Genomic DNA, 20,347 nt, shown 5'->3' on the forward strand with positions numbered 1-20,347 from the left:
GCGTGGATGCCGACCGCGTCCATCAGGAATGCCGAGATGCAGAAGGCGGCGAGGACGATGGCGAGGACGAAATGGCTCATCTCGCCCTCGCGTTCGACGATCCGCGCGAGTGGCGCGAGCAGGCGCGGTCCGGCGAGGATCACGAACGCCGCCCAGAGCAGCCCGCCGCCGATCGCGAGGATCGCAACGCCAGCGCCACCGCCGAAGGTCGCGAGCACGATCGCCAGCACGCACCAGGAACAGGCGTCGTCGAACGCGCCCGCGGTCAGCGACAGCGTGCCGAGCGACGAATCGGCGAGGCCGCGCTCGTTAATGATCCGCGCCAGCATCGGGAAGGCGGTGAGCGCGATGCAGGCGCCGAGGAACAGCGTGGCGTTGCCGGTGCTGATCCCGTCGGCGAACAGGCCGGGCACGGTCAGCAGCCACGGCGTGATCAGCACCGCGATGCCGAACGGCGCGGCAATGCCGGCGAACGACACCATCGACGCGCTCTTCGCCTTGGAGCGGAAATGGTCGAGCCGCAGCGTCGTCCCGACCAGAAACATGTAGAGCCCGACGCCGAGCTGCGCGCCCGCATAGAGGACGTTGCGCGTCTCCTTGGGGAAGATCGCGCCCTGGAGGCCGGGGAAGAACAAGCCGAGCAGCGAGGGGCCGAGCACCACACCCGCGATCATCTCGCCGACGACCTGAGGCTGGCCGAGCAGCTTCTTTCCGAGCCAGCCGACGACGCGACAGGCGACCAGGATGACCGCGAGCTGGAGGAAGAAGTGGATGCTGAAGTCGCCCGGCGCATAGGAGGCTGCCGTTCCCGGCGCCGCGGGGCCGTGCGCGCCGAGCACGCCGCCCAGCGTCTTGCCCAAACTGTCCATCCAGCCTTGCATCTATCGTCTCCACCCCCGGATCCACGCCGTTCCGTGGTTTCCGTCGGCGGCAGAAGCCCGAGGATCGGTGGTGCGCGCAACATCTTTTCCGAGCGCGCGATGGCGAATTATCGCCTGGTGGGGCAAAGCGTTGCCGGGGTGACACAGGATAGGTATGTACCTACAAGGATCGAGCTATTCGGTAGGCAGGTAGCCACATGAAAACGGTGACGAGCCGTGCGTTCAACCAGGATGTCAGCCAAGCCAAGCGACTGGCCCGCGTCGAGCCGGTGTTCGTCACCGATCGCGGCAAGCCGACTCATGTGTTGATGAGCATCGACGCGTTCCGCGCGCTCGCATCGCCCGCCGAAACGCTGATCGATCTGTTGGCGATCGACGAACCGGTCGCTGCGGAGCCCGATTGGCGGGCGGCCGCTTCATGGGGGCGGGGGGAGACGCCCTGATGCACCTGCTCGACACCAGCGTGGTTTGGGAGCTTCGCGGGGCGCGTGCCGGGCGATGCGATGCCGGCGTCGCGGCCTGGACGAGCGCGCGGCTGCGGACCGAGCTGTTCGTCTCGGCGCTGGCGATCGCGGAACTCGGGGCGGCGGCGGCGCAGGTGGCGCGCACCGACAAGGCAGGTGCGGCCATTATCAAGCGTTGGGTCGACACCAAGGTGGTCGCCGCATTCGACGGACGCGTGCTGCCGGTCGATGCGGCGGTCGCGGGGCGTGCCGCGGCGCTCGGCTATTCCGACATGCGCGACGCGCTGATCGCAGCGACCGCGCTGGAACATGGGCTGGTCCTGGTCACTCGCCGCGCGCCCGCGTTCCGGCTCGGCAAGGTCAGGACCTTCGATCCCTGGGGCTTCCAACCCGACGCGGCGGAAATCGGCACCGACTGGCGCGAGGCGACCCGGCCCGGGCCGCAATGGCTCAAGAGCCTGTTCGTTCGCGGCTGATCCGTCTCGGCGCGCTCGCGGCGAACTGCTCCACCAGCGTGCGGTGCATCGGCAGGTCGAGCGCCGCGCGCTCGCCATAGCCCTTGATCCGCGCGAACAGCCGTTCGGCCTCCGCGGTGTCGGGGAAATCGCGGCGCCCGGCCGACAGATCGGTGCGGAAGTCCATGCCGTAGAGGATATATTGGTAGTTGAAGAAGGCGAAGGATTCGACGTCGATCGTGAAATCGAACCGGCTCGGCGGGCGATAGCGCCACTGATCGAGTAGCTCGCGAAGCCGGTCCGGGATCGTCGCCGGATCCGCATTGTCGCGCCAGAACGGCTCGGGACGCTCACTGAGGCAATAATGCAGCTTCAGGAAGCTCACGATCGTCGCATAGCGCGCGGTCATCAGCTCGTTGAACCGGCGCGCGGGCAGGTCGACCGGGCCGTGATGAGGGAACAGCTCCGCGATCATCCCGATCGCCGCCTCGATCAGCACGACGCCGGTCGATTCGAGCGGTTCGAGGAAGCCGCCGGCGAGGCCGACCGCGACGCAATTGCCGATCCACGCGCGTTCGCGGTAACCGGCGTCGAAGCTGAGCCGCCGGGTCTGGATCTCCCCTGCGCGTGGGCCGACATAGTCCGCGAGGATCGCCTCTGCGCGCGCATCGTCGATGTAGCGGCTGGCATAGACGCAGCCGATGCCGCGCGCGCCGGCCAAGCCGATGTCCCAGATCCAGCCGGCTTCGTGCGCGCTGGCGACGGTGTAGCTTTCGATCGGCGCGTCGGCCCGGTCATAGGGCAGCTTGCAGGTGATCGCGCGATCGGTGAACAGCTGGTCCGACACCGAATGGAACGCGGAGCCCATCGCACGCGCGATCAGCTCGGCGCGGAACCCGGTGCAGTCGATATACAGGTCAGCACGGAGCCGCCCGACATCGGTGTCGAGATGCTCGATCCAGCCATTTTCCGCGAGGACCACCTCGCCGACCCGCCCCGGCAGATGCGTGACGCCCAGTTCCCGCGCGCGATCGGCGAGCACCCGCGACAAGCCGACCGCATCGAAATGATAGGCGTAGTTGAGGGGACCTTCGAAATCGCCTTCGCTCGATTGCTTGGGCCCGCGCTGCGCCTCGGCGACGCGGTTCTGGATCGTGACCGCTTCGGCGAACGGCGGCCGTGCCGCGTCGTCTTGGAGCAGCCAATAGGGCACCAGACTGGTGCCCTCGGCATAGAAGGGGGGTTCGAAGGGGTGGAAGTAGGAATGTTCCGCGCCGTTGCCCGCTTGGTGCAACCAGTTCCTGAAGCGAACGCCCTGCTTGAACGTCGCCGAGGTTTCGCGAACGAACGCCGCCTCGTCGATCCCGAGGAAGCGCAGGGTTTCGCGGATCGTCGGGAAGGTGCCCTCGCCGACACCGATGATACCGATATCGGGCGATTCGAGCAGCGTGATCCCGACCGACGGACCCAGTGCCTTTGCGAGATAGGCGGCGGTCAGCCACCCGGCGGTGCCGCCGCCGACGATGAGGATGGTGCGTCGCGCCGTCACGATCCGGTCATAGCGCGCGCGCCGGGCTCATGACAGCCTTTGTCCGCCTCGCGTGCGGCGCGAAGGCGAGTGACGCGACGGCGATCAGCGGAGCGCGGCGGCACTTGCGGGCTTGGCAGCGGCGGGGTTGGTGCCGTCCCCGGTGAAGGGGGTCAGCCGGAAGCCGTAGCTACGGGGCGCGACCGGGATGCGGTATTGCGGCATCGGGCGACCGCCCTGGTCCCAGCTATTGTCGCCGCCGACTCCTGCCTGGACCGCGTCGATCATCAGCGACACCGATCCGTGTGGCACGATGTCGGTGCTGCGTCGCGTGCCGGGCGCGCGGCGCGACAGGTCGGCATAGGGGAAGGCGAGGACGTTCATCGACAAGGGCGCGTCACCGGTCACGCGCAGGCCTGCCGTCTTCGCCTGGAGCAGTTCCATCCAGCGGACATCGACCTTGTTGCCGCTTTCCTGCGGCCGCATGTAATCATGATATTGGTCCGCGATCGGCCCGCGCCACAGGCCGATCGGCGCGCCGGTCTTGCGATCCGCATAGGTCTCGTGCGGTCCGCGGCCATACCATTCGACGGTGTCGATGCTGGTCGGCATCGTGAAGAAGAGGCCGATCCGCAGCGGATCGGGCAGGTCGGTGCGCGAGGGCGTGAAGTCCGCCTGCACCGCGACCGACCCGTCGCCCGTCATCCGATAGCGCGACACGAAGGTGCCTGTGCCCTCGCCGACCGCATAGCGAACCATGACCTCCCGGCTGCCATCGCCGAGCGTGCGCGTGGTGACGGCCTCGACCTTGCGGCGATCGGATGCCTGCTGCCAGACCATATGGCTCTTCTCGATACCGGTGCCGATGTCGTTGTCGGTCGGTGCCCGCTGGAAATTGGGCGCACCGCCCTGGAGCAGCAGCCGCCCGCCCGCGGTGTAGCGATCGACGAGCCCGCTGCGGCGATCGATCACCAGCTCCGCGCCGCGTGCCGAAAGCCGCACTTTGCCGCCGCTCTCGACGAGTTGCACCGCGCCATCCGCTGGTGCGGCGGCGAGGGGCGTGCGGCCGAGCTCGAATTGTTCCCAGCCGATCACGCTGCCGGCGTCCACGCCCGCCACCGCGCCTTCGGTCGCCTTGGCCATTACGGTCAGCACATACTCCGCACCCGGCTTCGCGTCGCGCGGGAGGTCGAGCTTCAGCCGCTTGCGGCCATGCGGGTCGACGCGGATCGCCGGAAGGGTCGACTGCGCCACCGCCACGCCGTCTTCGAGCAACTCGTAGGCGAAGGAATAGCCAGACAGATCGACGAAATCGTGGCGGTTGATCACCGTCACCTCGCCCGTGGTGCGATCGAAATCCGCGAACTGGACCGGCGCATAGACCTTGCGGAGTTCGAACAGTTGCGGGTTGGGGGTGCGGTCCGCCTGCATCAGCCCGTCGCCGAACTCGATATCGCCGCCGGGGTTGGGTCCGTATTCGCCGCCGGTGCCCCAGTAGCGGCGGCCGTCGGTGGTGTACCGGTACATCGACTGATCGACCCAGTCCCAGATGAACCCGCCCTGCAGCTTCGTCGGGTGCGCGTAGATCGCGTCCCAATATTCCTTCAGATTGCCGCCCGAATTGCCCTGCATATGCGCATATTCGCACTGGATCAGCGGCTGCCGAAACGCCCAGTTCTCCGCATAGTCGACGATCCGTTCGACGCTGTCGTACATCGGCGCATAGATGTCGGCATAGTCGTTGGGCCGGTGATCGCGCGGCCCCGGCCAGGTGCCCCAGCCGAGATAACTCAACAGCCGCCCGGGATCGCGCGCCTTCACCGCCGCCACGGCCTTGTTGAAGGAGGGACCGATCCCCGCCTCGTTGCCGAGCGACCAGAAGATGATCGACGGGTGGTTCTTGTCGCGTTCGACCATGTTGGTGACGCGGCTGACATGCGCGCCTTCCCAGGCGGGATCGAAGCCCAACTGGAATTTCGCGCGCACTTCGGGGTGCCGGTTGGCGTAATCCATGTAGCCGTGGCTCTCGATGTTCGCTTCGTCCATCACGTACAGCCCGTAGCGGTCGGCGAGTTCGTAGAGCCGCGGATCATTGGGGTAGTGCGAGGTGCGCAGCGCGTTGATGTTCGCGCGCTTCATCAGCTGGATGTCGCGATCCATCGCTTCGTCGGAGATGACGTGGAAGGTCTCGGGATCATGTTCATGGCGATTGACGCCGCGGATCGTGATCGGCTTGCCGTTGACCGTGACGAGGCCGTTGCGCATTTCGACGATGCGAAAACCGATTCGGCTGGGGGTAGACTGGAGGATCCTGCCCTTGGCGTCGTAGAGTTCGACCAGCAGCGTGTAGAGATTGGGCATTTCCGCGGTCCAAGGCCTGGCGTTCGGCAGGATCGCCTTCAGCGTTACGGTCCGTTCCTTGTTGGCGGCGGGCACGGCCTGCGTGGTTTCCAGTACCTTGCGATCGCCGTCGAGCAAGACCGCGCGCGCGCTGGTCGCGCGTGAACCGGGGACGACCGCGAGATCGATCGACAGCGCGCCATCGCGATAGTCGTTCGTCAGCCCTGCATGGACGAAGAAGTCGCGCACCCGCGTCTTCGGCGCCGACATCAGGAAGACCTCGCGCTCAATCCCCGAGACGCGCCAGAAATCCTGATCCTCGAGATACGAGCCGTCGGACCAGCGATAGACCTGGATCGCGATCGTATTCCGGCCGGGTCGCGCATGCGCGGTCACGTCGAATTCCGACGGCAGCTTCGAATCTTCCGAATAGCCGACCTTCTTGCCGTTGACCCAGACGTAATAGGCCGATCCCGCCGCACCGATGTGGAGGATCACGTCGGTGCCCGCCCACCCCGCGGGCAGATCGACGTCGCGGCGATAGGATCCCACCGGGTTGGTCTTGTGCGGGATCAGCGGGCGATTGGCAGGGAAGGGATAGGTGATGTTGTTGTAGCGCGGCTGGTCGTAACCCTCGGCCTGCCAATCGGCCGGGACCTTGATCTCCTTCCAGGTCGAGACATCGTAGGCGGGCTGTTCGAACCCTGTCGGCAGCCGATCGGCATCGGGCGACAAGGCGAACTTCCATCGGCCGTTCAGCGGCAGGAAGCGGTCCGATCTCGCCCGTTCTCCGGCAATCGCCTTGGCGCGACTTTCGAACGGGAAGCCGGTGGCGCGGGCGGGCATCTTGCCGGCCGCGAACACCGCTGGGTTCTCCCAATCGGGTCGCGCCGCGTCGGCCTGCGGCTGGATCGGAACCGCGGGGTCCTGCGCGAGCGACCCCGCCGAGACGGAGAGCAGCAACATGGCGGCAGGAATGCGAACCCAAGGCATCGAAACGTCCTCCCACGGCTTGTCGCTTGCCAGGTTCAGGCTCGTGCGCCGCGTTGATGCCATCGCTAGCAACGAGCGATCATACTGGCAACGATGGTGGGATCAGCTGATTGCCGGCAGATCGATCACCACGCGCAACCCGGGGGAGGCGGCCTCCAGCCTCACCTCGCCGTCATGGAGCCGGGCGACCGCGGCGACGAGCGACAGGCCGAGCCCGACGCCCGCACCGCCGCGCGCCTCGTCGATGCGGCCGAAGCGGCGAAGCGCGGTGTGGTGATCTTCGGGGGCGATGCCCGCGCCCTCGTCGGCGACCGACAAATGGATGCGGTCCGCGGACCGGGCGAGACCGAGGGTGATGGTGCCGACGCCGTATTTCAGTGCGTTGTCGACGAGGTTGCCGAGCGCCTGCGCGATCAGTTCGCGGTGCGCGGGGCGGGTCACGTCATCGTCGATCGCGAGCCGGATATGGCGACCTGCATCCTCGATCACCGGTGCGTACATCTCGGCCAGTTCGCGCAATGCGTCGCCGAGATCGAGCGGGACGAAGGCTTCGCGGCCGATCCCGGCCTCGGCGCGCGAGATGCGCAGCGCGGTCTCGACGGTGGCGAGCAGGCGATCACCCTCGGCGAGCGCGCGATCGACGTCCTCCTGCGCGGCGGGCTCGCGAACCGTCACCGCGGCACGCTCGAGGGCAGACCGCAATCGGGTGAGCGGGGATTTTAGGTCATGCGCGATGATGTCGGTTGCCAGCGTCAATTCGGCGACCAGCGACTGGACGCGATCGAGCGTGGCGTTGACCGACATGGCGAGCGCCGCGAAGGCATCGCCGCTGGAATCGTCGGCGACGCGGCGAGACAGGTCTCCGTCGCGCACCGTGCGCAGCGTCGCGACGGTGTCATTCAGGCGGGTGACGATCATCCGCGCCGCGAGCCACGCCGCAAGGGCTGCGAAGGCGACCGCCAGCGCGAGCGCGATCAGGGTGGCGCGTTCGAGCAGTCGCACGATCCGGCGCTCGTCGTCGACGACGCTGCCGGTGAGCAGGCGAGCGCCGCCCGGCAAGCGGGTCGCGCGGATCAGCATCGCCTCGGGCGCGGCATGGCCGCGGCGGCGAAGCTCGACGTGAGCCGCGCGGTCGTCCAACGTCACTCCGGCCGGCCAGGCGGCGAGATTGCCGGCGATAGCGCGGCCATCCGGATCCGCCAGCAGCAGCACCGCGTCCGAACCGGCGGCGTCTCGCGCGCGGAGCGTCACCGCCTCGATCAACCCGCGGTCGCCGGCTTCGGAGCGGATCGCGAGCAGGTCCTGCCGGATCATGTCGGCGGTGGCGCTGGCGCTCGCATAGACCTGATCGCGCACCAGGGTGCGTACCGGCAGCAGCAGCGCGGCGGCGGCGGCGATCTGGAGCAGGAAGACTAGCGCAGCGAACCGCGCGGTGGTCGATCGGGGGTGCATGTCAGGGCGTCGCGCTCAGCCGGTAGCCGGCGCCGCGGACGGTATGCAGTAGCGAGCGGGCGGAGCCGTCGTCGATCTTCTTGCGCAAGCGGCTGATATGGACGTCGATGACGTTGGTGCCAGGATCGAAGTGATAGTCCCAGACGCCTTCGAGCAGCATCGTCCGGGTGACGACCTGGTCGGCATGGCGCAGCAGGTATTCAAGGAGCCCGAACTCACGCGGCTGCAGCGGAATCGGCCGCCCCGCGCGGGTCACGCGGTGCGCGAGGAGGTCCATCTCGAGATCGTCGCAGCGTAACGCGGTCTCGACCCCGGAGCCCCCCTTGCCGCGACGGACGAGGATCCTGATCCGCGCGAGCAGTTCGGCGAAGGCGAACGGCTTGGTCAGATAGTCGCTCGATCCCTCGGTCAGCCCCTTCACCCGGTCCTCGGCGGACCCGAGCGCGGACAGGATGATGACCGGCGTCTCGACGCCCGCGCCGCGCATGCCCGACAGCACCGCCATGCCGTCGATCCCGGGCAGCATCCGATCGAGCACGATACAGTCGTAGCCGGCGTCGGTGGCATGGAACAAGCCGTCGCGGCCCTTCGCGACCCGATCGACGACGAAGCCTTGTTCGCGCAGCCCGGTGGCGACGTAATCGGCGGTGGCGTCGTCGTCCTCGATCAACAGGATCCTCTGCGACACGGCTCCACCTCGCTGGTCCGCCGGAACGCTGCGCCGGGCGGGTCGCGGGGGGTGATGCCATCGCGGCTTCCCGGACGGCAAGCGCGCAAAGATGACATATCGCTCATCTTCCCGTCAGCCGATCGACAAGTGCGCAGGTGCATCGACAGCGCATGACGACCATCGCCTATCGCCGTGCCCGGCTGGACGAGCGCATCTGCCGGATGATCTGCCCGATCGCGTCGGGGATGGTCGGCGTGTGCCTGACGGGGATCGGGCTGCTCCGTCTCGGCGTCGTGGTGGGACGCCGCGCCAGCTTCGCGGACGACATGCTGGCGATCGACGCGCTGCTGTTCCTGGTCGCGACGCTCGCGTCCTACCTGTCGCTGCGCAGCCTGGACCAGCGTCGGCTGCACGGGATGGAGCGGATCGCGGATATGACCTTCATCATCGCGATGCTGGTGCTGACCGCGGCGTGCTTCGTGATCACCTATGCGTTGAGCGCGTGATCGCGCGCCCGGTCCGGATCGTCGCCGCGTGCATGGCGCTGCTGTTGGTGGGTGCGGTCGGCTACCTGGCGCATCTCGGCTATTACGGCAGCGAGATCTACCGGCTGCAGCCCGCGAGGCGCGCACCGCCTGCCGGGCGCGCTGGCATCGTCGCGGTGTTCCTGTCGGGTGATTCCGGGCTGAATGCCGGGATGGCGAGCACCGTTACGGGCACGCTGGCTGACCGCGGTATCCCGGTGCTGGGTGTCAATTCGCTGACCGCGTTCAAGAACGGCAAGACGCCCGCCGAGACGCGCGCACTGGTCGCGGACGCGACGCGGCGCGCGTTGCGGCTGCCCGGCGCGCGGCGGGTGGTGCTGATCGGTCAGTCGTTCGGCGCCGACATGCTGCAATATGGCGTGGCGGATTTGCCGGCCGCATTGCGATCGCGGGTGGTGCAGGTGATCCTGACGGTTCCGGGCGATACGCTGCTGTTCACGGCGTCGCCCGGCGGGCTGCTCGACGGACCGCCCGATGGCCCGGCGCTACCCAGCGCACGCCACATCGACTGGGTGCCGGTGCTGTGCGTGTACGGGCGCGAGGAGACCACCAGTCTCTGCCCCTCGCTCCACGCCGCGAACGTCCGCGTGGTGGCTCTGCCGGGTGGGCATTACCTGCATCACGACGGCCCGCGGCTCGCCGATCTGCTGTGGGATACAATCCTGCGCGCGACCCCGGCAAAGGCGGTGTCGCATGCGTGACCCCGTCGCCTGGATGCAACGACACCGGTTCGCGCTGTCGATCGTGGCGGCGCTGGTGCTTGCGGCAGTGGCGATCGTCGCACTCGAGCGATTGACCGCCGAGGTGCGCTTCGCCGACGTGCGCAGCGCGGTGCATGAGCTGTCGACCGCGCAGTTGGCGGCGGCGCTCGGCTTTACCGCGCTAAGCTACCTGATGCTGACGCTGTACGATGTCGTCGCGCTACGGATCATCGGGCGCGCGCTGCCGTGGCGAACCGCGGCGCTCGCGTCGTTCACCAGCTACACGCTCAGCCACAATCTCGGGTTGTCGCTGCTGACCGGCGGATCGGCGCGCTATCGCGTCTACAACGAGGCGGGGCTCGACGGGCCAGACGTCGCCCGCGTCATCGGCATCGCCGGCGCGACCTTCTGGGTGGGGATCGTCGCGGTAGCCGGCGTCGCGTTGCTCGTGCAGCCAACTCCAATCGCGCTCGGCGGGCTGACCGTCGGCACCGCGTCGGCGCATGCGATCGGAGCGCTCGCGCTGGTTGCGCTCGCGGCGCTGGTGGTGACGTGCGGTCGTCGGCGGACACCGCTGCGGCTGTGGCGGTTCAGCGTGCCGTTGCCGACCGGCCGGCAGGCGCTGGCGCAGATCGGCGTCGCGGTGATCGACACCGCAGCGGCCGCGGCGGCGCTGTACGTGCTGGTGCCCGGCGCCACCCCGGCGTCGTTCCCCGCCTTTATCCTCGCCTATGCGCTCGGCATCCTCGCTGCGGTGCTCACCCATGTGCCGGGCGGGGTCGGGGTGTTCGAGGCGGTGGTGCTCGCGGTCGTGCCGGGGAACCGGGTCGCGATCTTCGCCGCGCTGATCGCGTATCGGCTGATCTACTACCTGCTGCCCCTCGCGCTGGCAGCGGCGTTGCTGGTGTGGCGCGAGGGCGTTCGCCATCGCTCGCTGACCGGGCGCCTATTGCGCGACGGGCGGGCGGCGGCGACTGGGATCGCGCCGCTGTTGCTGGCCGCGGCGACATTCTTCGGCGGCGGCATGCTGCTGCTGTCTGGGTCGCTGCCGTCGCTGCAGGCGCGGATGGGCGTTCTAGCCGAGATCCTGCCGCTGCCGTTCATCGAGGCGAGCCATATCGCCGCGAGCCTGGTCGGGACGGGGCTGCTGCTGCTGTCGCCCGGTCTCTATCGGCGGCTCGACGGCGCGTTCGTCGCGACGCGAGCCTTGCTGGTCGCGGGTGCGGTGTTCTCGCTCGCCAAGGGAATCGATTACGAGGAGGCGATCGCCTGTCTCGCGCTCGCCCTGCTGTTGCAGGCGACGCGTGCCGCCTTCTATCGCCGTACCGCGCTGACCCAGACGCCGTTCTCGGGCGCGTGGCTGGCGGCGGTCGCGGTTGCGGTGTCGGGCGCGACCTGGGCCGGGCTGTTCGCGTATCGCCACGTCACCTATTCGGACGATCTGTGGTGGCGGTTCGCGCTGCACGGCGATGCGCCGCGGTTCCTGCGCGCGATGCTCGGGGTGGCGGTGCTGCTCGCGGGGGTGGCCTTGTGGCGCTGGCTCGGCCCCGCGCACCGCGTGAGCGATGTCGCGGCGGACCCCGCCAAGGTGCGCGACGTGCTCGCGCGCAGCGACCGGACCGACGCGATGCTGGCGCTGACCGGGGACAAGCGCTTCCTGATCGCGGAGGACGACAGCGCGATGCTGATGTACCAGGTGCGCGGGGCGAGCTGGATCGTGATGGGCGATCCGGTGGGCGACCAGGCGGCCTGGGGGCCGCTGCTCTGGCGGATTCGCGACCTGGCGGATCGCGCGCAGGGGCGCTTGCTGCTGTACCAGATCACCGCACCGGTGCTCGATCTGGCGATCGGGATGGGCTTGCAGATCGTCAAATATGGCGAGGAAGCGGTGGTCGATCTCGCGGCCTTTTCGCTCGACACGCCGCGGCTGCGCTCGATCCGCAAGGCGGAGCGCGTCGCGTCACGGCATGGGCTGACCTTCCGGATCGTGCCCGCCGCCGCGGTGCCGGTGGTGATCGACGACCTCGCCGCGGTGTCCGCGGAATGGATGGCGGCGAAGGGGCATGCCGAGAAGCATTTCAGCCTCGGCCGGTTCGATCGCGCCTATCTGCACCATTTCGACGTGGCGCTGGTGATGATCGAGGACCGGATCGTCGCGTTCGCCAACCTGTGGCTCACCGCCGATCACGGCGAGGCGTCGGTCGACCTGATGCGCCACCGCGACGATGCGCCGAACGGCACGATGGACTTCCTGTTCGTCCACATCCTGCGATGGGCGCAGGAGCGCGGCTATGCGCGCTTCACGCTGGGGATCGCGCCGCTGTCGGGGATCGAGGGCGGGCGGCTGGCGCCGGCCTGGGCGCGGGCGGCGGCGCTGGTGTTCCAGCATGGCGAGCGTTTCTACGGGTTCCGCGGGCTCAGGAGCTACAAGGCGAAGTTCGATCCCGCATGGGAGCCGCGGTACATTGCGGGCCCGCGCGGCGTCGCGCTCATCCAGGCATTGCGCGACCTCTCGCTGCTGGTCGGGCGCGGGGTGCCGGAGGCGAGCGGGTCATGACCGGGCCCGATACGAGAGCCGCGGATCCCGCGGCCGCGTGCAGCGTCGGGCGTCACGTGCCGGGCGGCGCGATCGTCGTCGACGAGCACGGCACGCGTCACGCGAAGTGCCGGCATTGCGGATGTTCCCTGTCGCGGCTGCAGTCGATCCGGCGCTGGTATCGATCGGGGCAACTCGGCTGAACATGACAAAGATGTAAGGCGCAGCCCAGCCTCCGCTTAGCCGCGCGCGCTACAAGCGCCGGTCAAAGCCGCGTCGGATTTGCCTGGCGCGCCGTTCGAAAAGGCCCAGCGATGCCAGCGCCCGTGTTCTTCGATCCCTCCGGCCGCCGCAGCCGGATGTCGCGCCGGGCGCTCGGGATCGTGATGCTCGCGCTGGTGCTGGCGTCGATCGCGTTCGCGACGACGCTGATCCTGGTGCCGTCCCGCCGCGACCTGCGGCTGCCCCTGCCGCAGCCGCATGCCGCCGCCGCGCGCGGGCAGCGGCACCGGCACGGGATCGCGGCCTGGCTGCCGCGGCGGATGGCGCAGGACACCGGCGCGGCGCTGAGCGTCGGCTTCTACGTGCCCGGCGACGATGCCAGCCTGGCGTCGCTGCGGCGTAACGGCAGTGCGCTCGACTGGGTAGTGCCCGCGCTGGTCAGCATCGCGGGGCCGCAGCATCAGGTGTCGGTGCAGCACGACGACGCATTCGATCGCAGCGTCGCGGCGCTGCCGAACCCGCCCAAGATACTGCCGATGGTGCAGAATTACGGCACCGACGCATGGGACGGCGCCGGTGCCGCGGCGCTGCTCGCCGATCCGGCACAGAGCGCCGCGACCGTGCGGCAGCTGGCGGCTTATGTGGTGGCGCGCCATGCGGCCGGGCTGGTGATGGACTTCGAATCGCTGCCCGCCCCCGCGATGCGCCCGTATCTCGGATTCCTGCGCCAGTTGCGCGCGGCGATGCCGAAGGGCGCCATCCTGGCGGTCACCGCGCCCGCCGAGGACGATCGCTGGCCGCTGCGCGCGCTGGCGCAGGTCGCGGACAAGATCGTGTTCATGGCCTATGACCAGCATTGGGAGGGCGGCGAGCCCGGTCCGATTGCGGCGCAGGACTGGTTCGTGCGGCAGGTGCAGGCCGCGCGCCGCGCGGTGCCCGGTGACCAACTCGTCATCGCGCTCGGCAGCTATGGCTATGACTGGCATGGCGGCGACACCGACGCACTGTCGATCGAGGAGGCGTGGCTCGCCGCCCACGACAGCGACGCCTCGCCCGCGTTCGACGCCGCCAGCGGCAATGCCAGCTTCGGCTATGACGAGGACGGCGTGCGACATTCTATCTGGATGATGGATGCGGCAACCAGCTGGAACCAGATGCAGGTGCTGAAGCGGCTCGACATCGACAATGTCGCGCTCTGGCGGCTCGGCACCGAGGATCAGGGCTTCTGGGCCGATCTGGCGGCGATGCGCACCGGCGGCGTGCCTGATCTGTCGCGCCCGGCGGCGATGCTGAACACCGATGTCGAGGGATCGGGCGAGATCCTGCGCATCACCGCGACCCCCACCACCGGCAAGCGCACGACGCGGATAGATGCGCAGGGGATCATCCGCGACGAGCGCTACGACGCGCTGCCGACCCCCTATGTGGTCCAGCGCGCGGGCGCCGCGAACCCGAAGCTGTTGGCGCTGACCTTCGACGATGGGCCCGACGGCGTTTGGACGCCGCGCATCCTCGACGAACTGAAGGCTGCGCGGGTGCCCGGGACCTTCTTCGTGATCGGCGAGAACGCGCTCGCGCATCCACGTCTGCTCAACGACATCATCGCGGGCGGCAACGAGATCGGCAACCACAGCTACACGCATCCCAACATGGCGCGGCTCGGGCCGCGGGCGACCTCGCTCGAACTGAACGCGACGCAGCGGCTGGTGCAGGCCTATACCGGGCGATCGATGACGCTGTTCCGTGCGCCCTATTTCGGCGATGCGGAGCCGACCACGATCGACGAGCTGGAGCCCGCCCTGCGCGCGCAGCAGCTCGGCTATACGGTGGTCGGGCTCCATGTCGATCCGAACGACTGGCAGCGGCCGGGGACCGACGCGATCGTCCGGCAGGTGCTCGATCAGGTGGCGGCGGCGACACCGACCAACAGCGGCAACGTCATCCTGCTCCACGACGGCGGTGGCGACCGCGCGCAGACCGTGGCGGCGCTACCGCGGATCATCGCGGCACTGAAGCAGCAGGGGTATCGGTTCGTCACCGCATCGCAGCTGGTTGGCGTCAGCCCCGCGCAGGCGATGCCGACGGTGTCGGGTGGCGACCTGTGGGCGGTGCGTACCGATGTCGCGGTGTTCGTGATCCTGGCAGCGCTGGTCGCGGGGATCACCTGGCTGTTCTACGTCGCCATCTCCCTCGGTATCGCGCGCGCTATGATGATGGCGGCGCTCGCCTGGTTGCAGGCGCGCCATCGCCGCGCGGACCCGCCGGCGTTCACGCCGACCGTATCGGTGATCGTCCCCGCCTATAACGAGGAACGCGTGATCGTCTCGTCGGTGCAGCGCGTGCTGGCGAGCGACTATGCCGGGCTGGAGGTGATCGTCGCCGACGACGGTTCGAAGGACGCGACCAGCGCGCGGGTGCGCGAGGCGTTCGCGGGCGATCCGCGGGTGCGGCTGCTGACGCTCGAGAATGGCGGCAAGGCGGCGGCGCTCAACCGTGCGCTGCTCGATGCGGGCGGCGAGGTGATCATCGCGCTCGATGCCGATACGCAATTCGAGCCGGAGACGATCACGCGGCTGGCGCGGTGGTTCGCCGACCCGCGGATCGGCGCGGTCGCGGGCGATGCGCGGGTCGGCAACCGCGTCAACCTGGTCACGCGTTGGCAGGCGGTGGAGTATATCACCGCGCAGAATCTGGAACGCAGGGCGCTTGCCGGGTTCGACGCGATGACGGTCGTGCCGGGCGCGGTCGGTGCATGGCGCCGCGCCGCGCTGGATGCGGTCGGCGGCTATCCCGAGGATACGCTGGCGGAGGACCAGGACCTGTCGATCGCGGTCCAGCGGGCGGGGTGGCGGATCACCTACGATCCCGATGCGGTCGCCTGGACCGAGGCGCCCGAGACGTTCCGTGCGCTCGCCAAGCAGCGGTTCCGCTGGGCGTTCGGGACGCTGCAATGCCTGTGGAAGCACCGCGGGATCCTGCGAACCGGCAAGCCGTCGGGGCTCGCCTGGGTTGGGTTGCCGCAGGCGTGGTTGTTCCAGATCGCGTTCGCCGCGATCTCGCCGCTGATCGATCTCGCGCTGATCGTATCGATCATCGGGACCATCCTGCGGGTCGGGCAGCATGGCTGGGCGCAGACCAGCGGCGATGTCGGACGGATGGCGGTCTACTGGACCGCGTTCACCGCGATCGACGTGGCGTGCGGGTGGATCGGCTATTGGCTCGACGGTAACCGCGCGCGCTTCCCCGCGTTCCTGCTGATCGCGCAGCGGCTGGTATACCGGCAGATCATGTACGGCGTCGTGCTGCGCGCGATTGCGGCGGCGATCGGCGGCTGGACGGTGGGCTGGGGCAAGCTCGAGCGGACCGGTCGGGTCGGGGTAGGGGCGGCGGCCTGACGAGCGGCGCTAGGCGTTGCGGCGGTCGCGCTCTACAGTCCGGCGGATGTCCGAAGATTACGCCCACGGCCGACGCGATGGCCTTCGTCTCGCGCTGGCGATCCTGGCGGCGGAGGAGGAGAAATGGTCCGCGCTGCTCGGTGCGAGCAGGTCGTCGCGTACCAACATGATCCGCGGCGTTCGTCACAAGGCGCTGCAGGTCGCGCAGACCCGGGTGCAGACCGCGCTCAACCGGTTGGTGCCGAAGGACGACGCGGCGATCAGCGACGAACTGGCGAGCGCATTGGACCGCGTCGGGCTGTAGCGGCGGTTAGGTCCCGACCTTGCGCGGGCGGATGTAGACCGAGGTGAGGGTCGGTATCGCGGCCTTCAGTTCGTGCTCGATCGCGGTGACGAGGGTCTCGCCTTCGCCCATCGTCAGCGTGTCGTCGAAGTCGGCGGTGACCGCGACGAACACCGCCTCGGGCGCGGTGTGGATGGTGCGGACTTCGCTGACCGAAGTGATCCGCGGCTGCCGCGCGATCATCGTGCGGACCTGCTCGATCAGCGCGGGCGCGGCGCTCTCGCCGATCAGCAATCCCTTCGCCTCGCGCGCGAGCAGGACGGCGACGAGCCCGAGGACGAGGCCGATCAGGATCGACGCGACGCCGTCGATGCGGGGATCGCCGAAGTGGTGGCTTGCCCAGACCCCGAGCGCGGCGAAGGCGAGGCCGACCAATGCCGCGCTGTCCTCGAACAGCACGATGAATCCGGCAGGATCCTTCGATCGGTGGATCATCGCCCACCAGCCGAGCTCGCCGCGCTTGGCGCCCAGTTCGCGGACCGCGATCGTCCAGGAGCTACCCTCCAGCAGGAAAGCGACGCCGAGTACGACATAGTTGATCAGCGGATTGCCGAGTGGTTCGGGTTCGCGGATATGCTGCCAGCCCTCGTAGACCGATACGCCCGCGCCCACCGCGAAGATCAGGATCGCGACGATGAACGCCCAGAAGTACAGCTCGCGGCCATAGCCGAACGGGTGGAGCCGATCGGGTGCGCGGCGGGCGCGATGCTGGCCGTAGAGGAGCAGGACCTGGTTGCCGCTGTCGACTAGCGAGTGCACGCCCTCGGTCAGCATCGACGACGATCCGCTGATCGCCGCCGCGACGAATTTGGCGATCGCGATGCCGACATTGGCGGCGAGCGCGCCGTACAGCACGATGTTGGCCCGGATTCGTTCCACGATGGTCATCGTCTTGCGCTCGCACAGTCAGGCGACGGGACGGTCGCCTGGTCATGGCGGGCAACGTACCGCCGCGCGGTAGGATGCACGGCGTAGCGATCGATATGCATGCTGACGGCAGGAAGCCGCCAGCCTTTCGGCCGACGGCTTCCGCACATCTGTCAGGGAAAATCAGGCGTAGGTAACGGCGCTGTGACGACGACGATACCGTGCGGTCGCACCGATCAGGCCGAAGCCGATCAGCATCATCGCCCAGGTCGCCGGCTCCGGAACCGCTGCGATCGCGAGGTTGTCGACCTCGAACGAATTGCCGGTCGACGAGAAGGTCACGTTGGTGAAGAACTCGCCCTCGTCGCCGGTGATGGTGAACAGGCCATTCGTCGAAGGATCGGACTGATTGCCGTTGGCTGGGTTCTCGAAGCTGCTGCTGCCGGGGATGACGATGTCGATGCCGGTGCTGCTGCCGATCGTGAGCTGGTTGTACGAGTCGATCGAGCCCCAGTCGAACTGGAATGACTTGACCGCGTTCATAAAGGTGTAGGTCGCGAACCCGCCGTTAAGGACCGACAAATAGGCGGTGCCTGCCGGCTGCGAGTTGGCGGGCGGTGCACCGCTGCCATCGGCCGGCGGAACCTTGATCTGGAACTTCTCACCGATCAGCCCCGCTGCAGTGTCGAACGTGTTGATTACGGTATAGCCATTCGATGGCGAAGCACCCATTGGCATGAATGCGAACGTCGCTGCGCTTGCGGGGGCCGCAAACACGGCAACGCTTGCGACAAGACCAGTAGCGAGTACCGACTTCAGAATAGATGACATGTTTACCTCCCGAGTTAGACGATTGATCCAGTGAGAGTGACTTCGACCCGCTTGCGCCCTTTCGAGCGAGTCTCCCTCGGAACCCACCACCATCGATTAACAGCAAGTTAAGGACCGCACATGGACCATGTGCGCGTTAACCCTGTTCTTGCTTATGATCATTGCGGGGCGCCTAGAGCATTAGATTCAAACGACTTCTCGGTTTGAATTTGGCCGGTTTTTCCATGCCGACGTATCGAAGCATGGTTAAACTGTCCTGTTTCAGCACGATCGGTCGAAGGCGCACGATAATAGTGCGGGCAATGTACGAGCAAATCGCGGGATCAGGTGGCGATCCTGCGGGTCGTAGTCGGAAGGACCGCCTTGAAGATCTTGATCTATGTTTGCGACTGCTTGGAGCCTGGCCGTCGTGCTTTACCGAACCACGATTGCATCTAGTACCTGCGCCGAGCGTCGACGGCCGCGGGTCTAGAGCGGGGACGACGAAGAAGGTGACTGGGTCTGCTTCAGGTCATCTCGCTTTCGCTCCAGCGCGCCTCGATGATCGGCGCGGGGACGAAGCTGATTGGGCGCGGGATCGACGGCGGTGGCGCGGTCATGCCCTGTTGCAGGTAGCGGATCGCCGACATCAGCCCGTTGCGCGAGAATGGTTTTGGAATGACGCCGTGCGCACCCGCGAAGTCCGACGGGATCTTCATCGGGTTCGCGGTGACGAAGACGATGACCGCGCTGGTCCAGCGCTCGCGGATGAGCGCGGCGACGTCCAGCCCGCTCGATCCCTTTGCCAGGTGCATGTCGAGAAACACCAGATCGGGCGCGTCGATCGTCAGCGCCTCGACTTCGTCGAACGACGCCGCCTCCCCGATCACGCGGTGGCCACAGTCGGTCACCATCGCCTCGAGATCCATCGCCAGCAACGCCTCGTCCTCGACGATGAGGACGGCAAGGGTCTTGGCGATCGGATCCACCTAGCGCGCCACGGGGAAGGAGATGGTCACCCGGGTGCCCGGCGCCGCGCTGGTATAGACCGCGGCCGCGCCGACCTGGCGCGCCATCCGGTCGATCAGCGTGCGCCCGAGCCCGCCTTCGCGACCGGGGCCGTCGGTGAAGCCAGGTCCGTCATCCGCGACGACGATCCGCGCCTGATCGTCGGCGACATCGGCACGGATGGTCAGGGTGCCCGGTCGGCCGTCGGCATAAGCATGCTTAATCGCGTTGGTCACGACCTCGTTCAGGACCAAGCCGAACGCGGCGGCACTGGCGGACGGCACGTCGATCGGCTCGACCACGCTGTCCACCACGATGTCGTCGCGCCCGCTGGCGCCGATCACGTCGGTGGCGAGGTTCACCGCGAAGGCAGCGACGTCGAACCGGGTCACGTCGTCCGACTGGTAGAGCCGGCGGTGAACGGTCGCGAGTGCATCGACGCGTTCCAGCATCGCCTCCAGCTTGCTGGTGATCGCGGGATCGTCGATCGTGCGTGCCTGGAGCCGAAGCAGCGACCCGATCATCGTCAGGTTGTTCTTCACGCGGTGATCGACCTCGTGGAGAAGCACCGTCTTGGCTTCCAGCGCCATGGCGAGCGCGGCGGTGCGCCGTTCGACCTCGCGTTCGATCTCCGCCTTCTGCAGCGCGATCGTCTGCTGCGCTTCGACCCGGCTCGTGACATCCATTTGCGAGGCGAAGAAGAACTGGATCGCGCCGGCCTCGTTGCGCACCGGGCTGACATAGAGCGCGTTCCAGAAGGTCGACCCGTCTTTGCGGTAGTTGAGCAGGTCGACATCGACGCTCGTCCCCGCGGCGATCGCCTCGCGCAGCTTGCGGACCTCGACCTGATCGGTGTCGGACCCCTGGAGAAAGCGGCAGTTGCGGCCGATGATCTCGTCGCGGTCATAGCCGGTGAGCTTCTGGAAGGCTTCGTTGACGAAGATGATCGGATTGTCGTCCTGCTGGGGATCGGTGATCACCATCGGCATGCGGGTCGCGCGGACCGCCGCGGCGAACGGATCGCCCTCGCCGGATTCATGATGCACCTTATCCGTCAGGTGCCAGTCGTCACGCTGCTTCAAGAAATACGCTCCGTCTCGCCGGGAACCCGGCACGTGCACGCCAGGTGCCGCGCGT

The 20,347-nt window shown here is 68.0% G+C and carries 17 protein-coding genes; 8 read left to right on the top strand and 9 right to left on the bottom strand.

Going from position 1 to position 20,347, the window contains the following annotated elements; all coding sequences use genetic code 11:
- Positions 1–881 (bottom strand): cation:proton antiporter (locus ACFE77_RS02235; protein ID WP_375419994.1); only part of this gene is annotated, 881 nt, incomplete at its 3' end.
- Positions 882–1,078: 197 nt separating this feature from the next.
- On the opposite strand from ACFE77_RS02235, the gene ACFE77_RS02240 reads away from it, so the two are divergent.
- Complete coding sequence (locus tag ACFE77_RS02240) at positions 1,079–1,324, top strand: type II toxin-antitoxin system Phd/YefM family antitoxin (protein ID WP_375419995.1); 246 nt, start codon at positions 1,079–1,081, stop codon at positions 1,322–1,324.
- Positions 1,324–1,821 carry a PIN domain-containing protein gene (locus ACFE77_RS02245; protein WP_375419996.1) on the top strand — a complete coding sequence of 166 codons (498 nt, stop codon included), beginning with the start codon at positions 1,324–1,326 and terminating at the stop codon, positions 1,819–1,821. The genes ACFE77_RS02240 and ACFE77_RS02245 overlap by 1 nt, the downstream gene beginning before the upstream one ends.
- On the opposite strand, the gene ACFE77_RS02250 is transcribed toward ACFE77_RS02245, so the two are convergent.
- The 4 genes from ACFE77_RS02250 to ACFE77_RS02265 all read right to left on the bottom strand — a co-directional run bounded on the left by ACFE77_RS02250 (position 1,796) and on the right by ACFE77_RS02265 (position 8,801).
- Positions 1,796–3,349 carry a tryptophan halogenase family protein gene (locus tag ACFE77_RS02250; protein ID WP_375419997.1) on the bottom strand — a complete coding sequence of 518 codons (1,554 nt, stop codon included), beginning with the start codon at positions 3,347–3,349 and terminating at the stop codon, positions 1,796–1,798. The two genes, ACFE77_RS02245 and ACFE77_RS02250, sit on opposite strands and share 26 nt — an antisense overlap.
- 84 nt (positions 3,350–3,433) lie before the next feature.
- Positions 3,434–6,661 (bottom strand): glycoside hydrolase family 2 TIM barrel-domain containing protein, encoded by a 3,228-nt coding sequence (locus ACFE77_RS02255; protein WP_375419998.1) that lies wholly within the window; start codon positions 6,659–6,661, stop codon positions 3,434–3,436.
- 102 nt (positions 6,662–6,763) lie between these two features.
- The gene (locus ACFE77_RS02260) at positions 6,764–8,113 is read right to left on the bottom strand and encodes a sensor histidine kinase (RefSeq protein WP_375419999.1); all 1,350 of its coding nucleotides are present in this window, start codon (positions 8,111–8,113) and stop codon (positions 6,764–6,766) included.
- Position 8,114: 1 nt separating this feature from the next.
- On the bottom strand, positions 8,115–8,801 hold the full coding sequence (locus ACFE77_RS02265; protein WP_375420000.1) for a winged helix-turn-helix domain-containing protein: 687 nt from the start codon (positions 8,799–8,801) through the stop codon (positions 8,115–8,117).
- A 152-nt stretch (positions 8,802–8,953) separates the two neighbouring features.
- Here ACFE77_RS02265 and ACFE77_RS02270 point away from each other — a divergent pair, with 152 nt between their 5' ends.
- The 6 genes from ACFE77_RS02270 to ACFE77_RS02295 all read left to right on the top strand — a co-directional run bounded on the left by ACFE77_RS02270 (position 8,954) and on the right by ACFE77_RS02295 (position 16,486).
- Positions 8,954–9,289 carry a hypothetical protein gene (locus ACFE77_RS02270; protein ID WP_375420001.1) on the top strand — a complete coding sequence of 112 codons (336 nt, stop codon included), beginning with the start codon at positions 8,954–8,956 and terminating at the stop codon, positions 9,287–9,289.
- Positions 9,286–10,029 (top strand): AcvB/VirJ family lysyl-phosphatidylglycerol hydrolase, encoded by a 744-nt coding sequence (locus tag ACFE77_RS02275; protein ID WP_375420002.1) that lies wholly within the window; start codon positions 9,286–9,288, stop codon positions 10,027–10,029. The genes ACFE77_RS02270 and ACFE77_RS02275 overlap by 4 nt, the downstream gene beginning before the upstream one ends.
- Positions 10,022–12,586 carry a bifunctional lysylphosphatidylglycerol flippase/synthetase MprF gene (gene mprF / locus ACFE77_RS02280; RefSeq protein WP_375420003.1) on the top strand — a complete coding sequence of 855 codons (2,565 nt, stop codon included), beginning with the start codon at positions 10,022–10,024 and terminating at the stop codon, positions 12,584–12,586. The genes ACFE77_RS02275 and mprF overlap by 8 nt, the downstream gene beginning before the upstream one ends.
- Positions 12,583–12,768 carry a hypothetical protein gene (locus ACFE77_RS02285; RefSeq protein ID WP_375420004.1) on the top strand — a complete coding sequence of 62 codons (186 nt, stop codon included), beginning with the start codon at positions 12,583–12,585 and terminating at the stop codon, positions 12,766–12,768. The genes mprF and ACFE77_RS02285 overlap by 4 nt, the downstream gene beginning before the upstream one ends.
- 111 nt (positions 12,769–12,879) lie before the next feature.
- Entirely contained in the window at positions 12,880–16,182 is a 3,303-nt protein-coding gene (locus tag ACFE77_RS02290; protein ID WP_375420005.1) for a glycosyltransferase, read from the top strand.
- Positions 16,183–16,228: 46 nt separating this feature from the next.
- Positions 16,229–16,486: a hypothetical protein gene (locus ACFE77_RS02295; RefSeq protein ID WP_375420006.1), complete on the top strand. Its 258-nt coding sequence runs from the start codon at positions 16,229–16,231 to the stop codon at positions 16,484–16,486.
- 6 nt (positions 16,487–16,492) lie between these two features.
- Here ACFE77_RS02295 and ACFE77_RS02300 read toward each other — a convergent pair whose 3' ends face one another.
- The 4 genes from ACFE77_RS02300 to ACFE77_RS02315 all read right to left on the bottom strand — a co-directional run bounded on the left by ACFE77_RS02300 (position 16,493) and on the right by ACFE77_RS02315 (position 20,292).
- Positions 16,493–17,413 carry a cation diffusion facilitator family transporter gene (locus ACFE77_RS02300; RefSeq protein ID WP_375420007.1) on the bottom strand — a complete coding sequence of 307 codons (921 nt, stop codon included), beginning with the start codon at positions 17,411–17,413 and terminating at the stop codon, positions 16,493–16,495.
- Positions 17,414–17,575: 162 nt separating this feature from the next.
- Positions 17,576–18,124, bottom strand: coding sequence for a PEPxxWA-CTERM sorting domain-containing protein (locus ACFE77_RS02305; protein WP_375420008.1), 549 nt, complete (start codon positions 18,122–18,124; stop codon positions 17,576–17,578).
- Between the two features lie 605 nt (positions 18,125–18,729).
- Positions 18,730–19,191 carry a response regulator gene (locus ACFE77_RS02310; RefSeq protein WP_375420009.1) on the bottom strand — a complete coding sequence of 154 codons (462 nt, stop codon included), beginning with the start codon at positions 19,189–19,191 and terminating at the stop codon, positions 18,730–18,732.
- Positions 19,192–20,292: a PAS domain-containing protein gene (locus ACFE77_RS02315; protein ID WP_375420010.1), complete on the bottom strand. Its 1,101-nt coding sequence runs from the start codon at positions 20,290–20,292 to the stop codon at positions 19,192–19,194. It lies immediately after the preceding gene.
- Positions 20,293–20,347: the final 55 nt, after the last annotated feature.

Origin of the sequence: uncultured Sphingomonas sp., from assembly GCF_964243315.1 — a bacterium.
In the GTDB taxonomy this organism is placed as follows: domain Bacteria; phylum Pseudomonadota; class Alphaproteobacteria; order Sphingomonadales; family Sphingomonadaceae; genus Sphingomonas.